We start from the raw sequence: 1,491 nt of genomic DNA on the forward strand, positions 1-1,491 counted from the left end.
GGGGGCCCAGGGCCGCCTTCAGCGCATCCCGGGGTCCGGCAAGGGCGAGGTCTATGTCGACTACGCCCATACCCCCGACGGGCTGGAAACGGTGCTCAAGGCGCTGCGTCCGCATGCGACGGGCCGGCTGATCGTGGTCTTCGGCGCCGGCGGCGACCGCGACAAGGGCAAGCGGCCGCTGATGGGCGAGATCGCGGGCCGTCTGGCTGACGTCGCCATCGTCACCGACGACAATCCGCGCTCGGAAGATCCGGCGATGATCCGCAAGGCGGTGCGCGAGGGCTGCCCCGCCGCGCAGGACGTTGGCGACCGCCGCGCGGCTATTCAACAGGCGATCGCCATGATGGGCGACGGGGATGTGGTGGTCATCGCCGGAAAAGGGCATGACTCCGCCGAAATCCTTCGAGGCGACCGGCATCACCTACAACAGCCGCGAGATCGTGCCGGGCGACCTGTTTCTGGCGCTGAAGGGCGCGCGGGACGGGCATGAGTTTGCGGCCTCGGCCTTCGCCGCCGGCGCGGCGGGCGCCATAACCGAACACGCCGTCGAGGGCGGGCCGTCGGTCGTCACCGCCGACACGCTGCGCGCGCTGGAAGCGCTGGGCGTCGCCTCGCGCGAGCGCAGCCCGCATGTCCGCCGCGGGGCCGTGACCGGCTCGGTCGGCAAGACCAGCGTGACCCAGGCGGTCAAGGCGGGGCTCGATCTGGCCGGCCCGGCCCACGCCTCTATCAAGAGCTACAACAATCATATCGGTGCACATCGAGGCCTTCACTGACGGCGAGGCCGGGGTGGCGGCGGAGAAGGCGGCGATCTTCGAGGGGCTGGCGCCCGACGGCGTGGCGGTGCTGAACGGCGATGTTGGCTACGCGGTCGTGCTGGACGCCGCCGCGCGCAAGGCCGGGGCGCGTCGGGTTACGTTCGGAACGATGGCGGGCCATGACGCGCGGCTGATCGATTTTGAGCCCCACCCGCAGGGCGCGCGGGTCAAGGCCGAACTGTTCGGCAGGACGATCGACTTCACCCTGAGCCAATCAGGCTTCCACTGGGGCCTCAACAGCCTGTGCGTGCTGCTGATGCTGGACGCACTGGACGTGCCGCTGGAGACGGCGCTGGTCGCGCTCAAGGATTTCCAGCCGCTGGCGGGCCGGGGCCAGATGACGGCTGTGGCCGCGCCGGGCGGAGCCTTCACCCTGGCGTTCAGGTTGATCGGGGTCGGCTCGTCCCCGCCCAGCATCTCGACCAGGCCGTCATAGACGATCTTGACCACCTGATCGGCGGGCTTGACCGAGCGGATGACGTCCTCGCCCGTGGCGCGTTCGGTGGCGAAGGCGATGAAGTCCTTGACGACGGGCAGGGCGACGTCGGCCTCGAGCAGCGCCACGCGGACTTCGCGCATCGCCTCGGAGACGTCCTTCTCGGACAGGGCGCCGCGCCCGGTGATCCGGTCGAAGACGCCTGTCAGCCGCTCGTTCAGAGCCTCGAACATTCAC

The 1,491-nt window shown here is 70.0% G+C and carries 1 protein-coding gene and 2 pseudogenes; 2 read left to right on the top strand and 1 reads right to left on the bottom strand.

The window, feature by feature from the left end; translation table 11 throughout:
* Window positions 1-490: glutamate ligase domain-containing protein (locus ASD25_RS28995; protein ID WP_304439674.1), on the top strand; the 490-nt coding region annotated here is incomplete at its 5' end.
* A pseudogene (locus tag ASD25_RS30040) lies at window positions 384-1,254 on the top strand (Mur ligase family protein). The gene ASD25_RS28995 and the pseudogene ASD25_RS30040, both read left to right, overlap by 107 nt.
* Here ASD25_RS30040 and ASD25_RS30045 read toward each other — a convergent pair.
* A pseudogene (locus ASD25_RS30045) lies at window positions 1,200-1,487 on the bottom strand (signal recognition particle receptor subunit alpha); the annotation flags it as partial. The pseudogenes ASD25_RS30040 and ASD25_RS30045 sit on opposite strands and share 55 nt — an antisense overlap.
* Between the last annotated feature and the right edge of the window lie 4 nt (window positions 1,488-1,491).

The sequence above is a fragment of the Brevundimonas sp. Root1423 genome, assembly GCF_001426805.1.